Genomic DNA, 5,851 nt, shown 5'->3' with positions numbered 1-5,851 from the left:
CCCGCGCTGCGCTACGGACGGACCCCGGTCGTGCACGACGTGTCGCTCCGGCTCCGCCCGGGCCTCGTCACCGCGCTCATCGGCCCGAACGGCAGCGGCAAGTCCACGGTCCTGCGGGCGATCGCGCGTCTGCACCGGATCGAGTCCGGCCGCGTGCGCGTCGGCGACGAGGACGCCTCGACGCTGTCGGCGCGCGCCTTCGCCCGCACCGTCGCCATGCTGTCCCAGTCGCGCCCGCACCCGTCCGGCCTCGAGGTGCGCGACGTCGTCGCACACGGCCGCCACCCGCACCGGGGGCGGTTCTCCGGGCTGACCGACGCGGACCGCGAGGCGATCGAGCGGGCCCTCGCGCTCACCGGTCTCACCCGGATGGCGCATCGCCCCGTGGACGAGCTCTCCGGCGGCGAGCTCCAGCGGGTCTGGCTGGCGACCTCTCTCGCGCAGAGCACGGGGATCCTGCTGCTCGACGAGCCCACGAACCACCTCGACCTGCGCTACCAGATCGAGACGCTGGATCTCGTCCGCGACCTCGCCGACCGGGGCACGGCCCTCGGCGTGGTGCTGCACGACCTGGATCACGCGGCGTCCGTGGCGGATCACGTCGTGCTCATGCACGAGGGGCGGGTGCTCGCGGCCGGCACGCCGGCGGAGGTGCTCACCGGTGAGAACCTCTCGCACGCCTACGGCCTGACCATCGACACGGTCCACGACGCCGACACCGGCCGGGTGCGCGTCATCCCGCGCGGACGCCACCACGAACGGCTGCGGCCCGTGCGCGCCGCGGTCCCCGCCTGACCCGACCGACTCTTCCCGACACCCGACCGCATCCGAACCCGCGGATGCCCCGAGCTGGAGCCCTCATGCGCAAACCCCTCGCCCTCCTCGCCGTCCTCGGCGCCGTGACCCTCGCCCTCGCCGGATGCGGGACGACGTCCGTCGCCCCGCAGGATTCGGACGCCCCGGCCGCGGCCACGGCCGCCGGCTGCGCCGACGACACGACGAAGACCTCGACGGGCCCGGTCGAGGTGACCGACGCCTTCGGCCGCACCGTCTCGCTCGACAAGCCCGCCGAGCGCGTGGCCGTGCTGGAGTGGCAGCAGATCGAGGACGCGCTGACGCTGTGCGTGACGCCGGTCGCCGTCGCCGACGCCGAGGGCTTCGCCACCTGGGACACGGCGGAGAAGCTCCCCGAGGGCGTCACCGACGTCGGCACCCGGCAGGAGCCGAACCTGGACACGCTGGTCAGCGCGAAGCCGGACCTCGTCATCGTCGAGGCGAACACGCGCGACGACGCGATCATCGGCCAACTGGAGAAGTACGGGATCCCGGTCCTCGCCACGATCGGCGCGGACGCGAAGGACCCGATCGCGCAGATGCTGTCCACATTCGACACCATCGCGCAGGCCACCGGTCGCGAGGAGCGCGCCGAGGTCGTGACCGAGGAGTTCGAGAAGCACCTGAAGGACGCCGAGGCGAAGGTCGCGGACGCCGACCCGGCGGTGACGGAGTTCGTCTTCCTCGACGGCTGGGTGGACGGCGGCAACGTGGCCCTGCGCCCGTACGGCGACGGATCCCTCGTGGGCGCGATCGGCATCCGGCTCGGTCTCACCAACGCGTGGACCGGTGAGACGGACCCGGCTTACGGCCTCGGCACCACCGACATCGAGGGCATGACCACGATCGGCGACGCCACCATCCTGCACACCGGCACGGAGGCCGGCGCCGAGGACGACTTCCTCACCGCCGCGGCGAAGAACCCCGCCTGGGCGTCGATCCCGGCCGTGAAGGAGGACCGCGTGCTCGCGTTCCCGTCGGGGATCTGGATGTTCGGCGGGCCGCGCTCGGCGCAGCAGATCATCGACGCGTACGTCGACGTCATCACGAAGTGACCCGCGCGTGCCGCAGCCAGACGAGTCCGCCGCGGTGAGCGGGGGCGCGGTCCTGTCCCCACGCCGCCCGGCTCCCGCGGGACCGGAGGGGCCGGGGGAGGGCCGCGAACCGGGGGAGGGCACGGACGCCGTGGCTTCCGGCCCCCGGCCCGGCTCCCTGCTCGCCGGGGTCGGCGTGCTGTTGGGCCTGGTCGCGGTGCTGATCCTCGTCGGCGCGTGGCACCTGACGCAGGGCACCAGCGGCGCGGCCCTCGTGGACGCGGACCTCTTCCTCGGCTCCCGCCTGCCGCGGCTGGCGGCCGGGGTCGCGGTCGGCGTCGCGCTGGGCGCGGCGGGGGTGCTCATGCAGTCCCTGTCGCGCAACGCCCTGGCCTCGCCGGACACCCTCGGGGTGACGGCGGGGTCGTACCTCGCCGTGACGGCCGTCGCCGCGTTCGGGATCTCCGTGCCGGTGTGGGCCTCGGGCGGGGTCGCGTTCGCCGGAGGTCTCGGCGCGGCGGCGCTCGTGCTGGGCCTCGCCGGCGGCGCGGGATCCTCGACCACGCGCCTCGTGCTCGCCGGATCCGCGCTCGCGCTGGCGTTCCAGGCCGGCACCTCGACGCTGCTGATCCTGTTCCAGGAGGAGACGAAGGGACTGCTCGCCTGGGGAAGCGGCAGCCTCTCCCAGCTGGGCATCGACGCGTTCCTCCAGGCGGCGCCGGTGGTGCTCGTCGTGATCGCGCTCGCCCTCGTCCTCGCGCGGCGGCTCGACGTGCTCTCCCTCGGCGACGACACCGCGTCCTCCCTCGGCATCCCGGTCCGCTCCACCCGGATCATCGGGATCCTCCTGTCGGTGGTGCTCACCGCCACGGCCGTGACCCTCGCGGGGCCGATCGGCTTCGTCGGGCTGTGCGCGCCGGTGCTCGCGAGGCTGCTGTCGCGGCTGGTCCCGGCGCTCGGCAGGCACATGCTGCTCATCCCGACGGCGGGGCTGCTGGGCGCGGTCGTCGTGATCCTCGCGGACGCGGTGCTGCGGGCCCTCATCGGCGCCGAGGGCGCCCTCGCGGTGCCGACCGGTGTGGCCACCACGGTCCTCGGCGCGATCGTCCTCGTCCTCATGGCGCGGCGCCTGCGGGACTCGGGGCCGACCCGCCAGCCGCCGAGCATCCGCTCCGGCGTGCGCAGCGCCGGCCGGTTCCGCATCGTGCTCGTGCTCGGCGTCGTCGCGCTCGCGGCGGTGATCCTCACCGGGCTGCTGCTGGGGAGCACGGCCCTGCTCACCGGCGACATCGCCCTGTGGCTGCAGGGCCAGGCCCCGCCGCAGATCGCCTTCGCGCTGGACGAGCGCTCGCCCCGCGTCATCGCCGCGGTCACCGCCGGCGCGGCCCTCGCCCTCGCCGGCGCGCTCACCCAGGCGGTCAGCCGCAACCCGCTCGCCGACCCGAGCCTGCTCGGGATCACCGGGGGCGCCGGGCTCGGCGCGGTGCTCGTCGTGACCAGTGCGGCCGCCTCCACGTTCGGCATGCTGGTCGGCGCGGTCGTGGGCGCGCTCGCCGCCTTCGTGCTCGTGTACCTCCTCGCCTGGCGCGGCGGGATCAGCGCCGACCGGTTCATCCTCATCGGGATCGGGATCTCCTACGCCGCCGTGGCGCTGACGACGTTCGTGCTGCTGCGCAGCGATCCGTGGAACACCCCGAAGGTGTACACCTGGCTGTCCGGGACCACCTACGGACGGATCTGGGAGCAGGTGATCCCGCTCGGGATCGCCCTGCTCATCGCGCTGCCGCTCGTCTTCGCCCAGCGTCGGGACCTCGACGTGATCGCGCTGGACGAGGACACCCCGCGCCTGCTCGGCGTGGGCCTGGAGCGCTCCCGGCTCCTCCTGCTCGTGGTCGCGGCGCTGCTGGCGGCGCTGAGCGTGGTCGCGGTCGGCGTGATCGGGTTCGTGGGGCTCGTCGCCCCGCACGCCGCCCGCGCCCTCGTGGGCGCGCGGCACACCCGGGTGATCCCCGTGGCCGTCCTCCTGGGCGCGGTGCTCGTGGGGGCCGCCGACGTGCTCGGGCGGACGGTCATCGCGCCGGCGCAGCTGCCGGCGGGGCTGATCGTGGCGCTGCTCGGCGCGCCGTACTTCGTCTGGCTGCTCTGGCGCTCGCGCGACGTCTGACGCGACGCGGGCGCCGGCTCGGCCGCGGCGGACCGGTCAGGACGGATCGAGGACGAGCCGGTAGCCCATGCCCTGCTCGGTGAGCAGGTGCACGGGCGACCCGGGCACCCGCTCGAGCTTCTTGCGGAGCTGCGAGAGGTACAGCCGCAGGTAGCCGGTGTCGGCCACCTGCTCGGTGCCCCAGATCTCCCGCAGCAGCTCCTGCCGCGTGACGAGGGAGCCCGGGTGGCGGGCGAGGTGCTCCAGGATCCGCCATTCGGTGGGGGTGAGGTGCACCCGCTCCCCGGCGCGCGTCACGGTCTTGGCGGACAGATCCACTTCCACGTCCCCGAACGACACGACCGCCTCCGCGGGCGCCGTCGTCCGGCGCCGGGCGAGGGCGCGCAGCCGCGCCAGGAGCTCGTCGATCTGGAACGGCTTGGTCACGTAGTCGTCGGCTCCGGCGTCCAGGGCCTCGACCTTGTCGGCGGACCCGGTCCGTCCGGAGACCACCAGGATCGGCACGTCGCTCCACCCGCGGATCGCCTGGATGACGCCCATGCCGTCCAGCCGCGGCATCCCCAGGTCCAGCAGTACGATGTCCGGCCGCGACTGCACGGTCGCGGTCACGGCCGCGGCGCCGTCCGGCACCGCCACGACGTCGTACCCGTGCGCGGCCAGGGTGATCCGCAGCGCGCGCACGAGCTGGGGGTCGTCGTCGGCGACGAGCAGCTTCATCGTCCCTCCTCGGGGTCGGGGGATGCGTGGTGGTCCAGGGGCCGTAGCGCTCCGAGGCGCGACGCGCCGGGTCCGGCGGTCAGGGTCTCGTCCCCGTCCTCGCCGGTCGTCGGGCGAGGGCAGGACCCGGCCGGGTCCTCGCGGGCGGCCAGGGGCAGGGAGACCACCATCGTCAGCCCGCCGCCGGGGGTGTCCTCCGCCGTGAGCGTGCCGCCCATGCCCTCGGTGAACCCGCGGGACAGGGCCAGGCCTAGGCCGAGCCCCGTGGCGTTGTCGGTGTCGCCGTGGCGCTGGAAGGGGAGGAACGCGCTCTCGCGACGGTCCTCGGGGATGCCCGCGCCGCGGTCGACGACCCGGATCTCCGCCCGGGCGCCGAGGCTGCTCGTCGAGACGAGCACCCGGGTGCCTGCCGGGGCGTGCCGGACGGCGTTGGTGAGCAGGTTCACGAGGACGCGGCGGAGCAGGACCGGATCGGCCCAGAGCGGCGCGAGGTCGGCGTCGAGCGCGAGCTCGATCTCATCCGGCCCGAGCGACAGCTCGTCCAGGGCCGCGAGCACGATCCCCGCGCCGTCGACCGGTCTCCAGGACACGGCGAGCACCCCGGCCTCGACCCGGCTGACGTCGAGGAGGTTCGTGACGAGCCGGGAGAGGGTGTCCAGGCTCTCGTCCGCGGTGGCCAGCAGCTCCGCACGGTCCTCGGGCGACAGCCCGTGCGTCCCGCGCAGCCCGCCCACGGCCGCCATCGCGGCGGCGAGGGGGCGCCGCAGGTCGTGACTGAGCGCGGACAGCAGGGCGCTGCGCACGCGGTCGGTCTCGGCCAGTACCTCCGCCTCGCGGGCGGTCTCCCGCAGCTCCGAATGCTCGATGGCCGCCGCGAGCTGGGCGACGATCGCGTCGCGCAGCCGCCGGCCGGTGGCGTCGAGCGGGTCGCCGTGCAGCTCCAGCGTCGCGCGCGGCTGTCCGTCCGCGCCGCGCCCGACCGGGACGGAGGTGGACCGGCCGTCCGGGAGGGGCTCGCCGTCCCTGGCCAGGATCGTCCCGTCCGCGGCGACGAGGCGTACGCCGCTCAGGCCGAACGCCTCGCGCATCCGGCTCACCAGCG

At 74.9% G+C, this 5,851-nt stretch carries 5 protein-coding genes; 3 read left to right on the top strand and 2 right to left on the bottom strand.

Annotation, left to right across the window (positions count from 1 at the left end; genetic code table 11):
* The first annotated feature begins 6 nt into the window (after nt 1-6).
* The 3 genes from MR1_RS18140 (at nt 7) to MR1_RS18130 (ending at nt 4,032) form a co-directional block, all read left to right on the top strand.
* The gene (locus MR1_RS18140) at nt 7-795 is read left to right on the top strand and encodes an ABC transporter ATP-binding protein (RefSeq protein WP_067250392.1); all 789 of its coding nucleotides are present in this window, start codon (nt 7-9) and stop codon (nt 793-795) included.
* A gap of 65 nt (nt 796-860) precedes the next feature.
* Nucleotides 861-1,889: an ABC transporter substrate-binding protein gene (locus MR1_RS18135; protein ID WP_157518363.1), complete on the top strand. Its 1,029-nt coding sequence runs from the start codon at nt 861-863 to the stop codon at nt 1,887-1,889.
* 130 nt (nt 1,890-2,019) lie between these two features.
* Nucleotides 2,020-4,032 carry an iron ABC transporter permease gene (locus MR1_RS18130; protein ID WP_067250386.1) on the top strand — a complete coding sequence of 671 codons (2,013 nt, stop codon included), beginning with the start codon at nt 2,020-2,022 and terminating at the stop codon, nt 4,030-4,032.
* A gap of 36 nt (nt 4,033-4,068) precedes the next feature.
* Here MR1_RS18130 and MR1_RS18125 read toward each other — a convergent pair whose 3' ends face one another.
* Nucleotides 4,069-4,749 (bottom strand): response regulator, encoded by a 681-nt coding sequence (locus MR1_RS18125; protein ID WP_067250382.1) that lies wholly within the window; start codon nt 4,747-4,749, stop codon nt 4,069-4,071.
* The coding region (locus MR1_RS18120) for a sensor histidine kinase (protein ID WP_255218196.1) at nt 4,746-5,851 on the bottom strand (1,106 nt) is incomplete at its 5' end. The genes MR1_RS18125 and MR1_RS18120, both read right to left, overlap by 4 nt.

Origin of the sequence: Microbacterium resistens NBRC 103078 (assembly GCF_001552355.1) — a bacterium.
Lineage (GTDB): Bacteria > Actinomycetota > Actinomycetes > Actinomycetales > Microbacteriaceae > Microbacterium > Microbacterium resistens.
Note: the sequence above shows the minus strand (reverse complement) of the source record. Positions and strands in the feature narration are given on the sequence as shown.

Excerpts from the sequence above, each read along its gene's own strand:
- MR1_RS18135 (WP_157518363.1), top strand. The coding sequence starts at position 861 with ATGCGCAAACCCCTCGCCCTCCTCGCCGTCCTCGGCGCCGTGACCCTC.
- MR1_RS18125 (WP_067250382.1), bottom strand. The coding sequence starts at position 4,749 with ATGAAGCTGCTCGTCGCCGACGACGACCCCCAGCTCGTGCGCGCGCTG.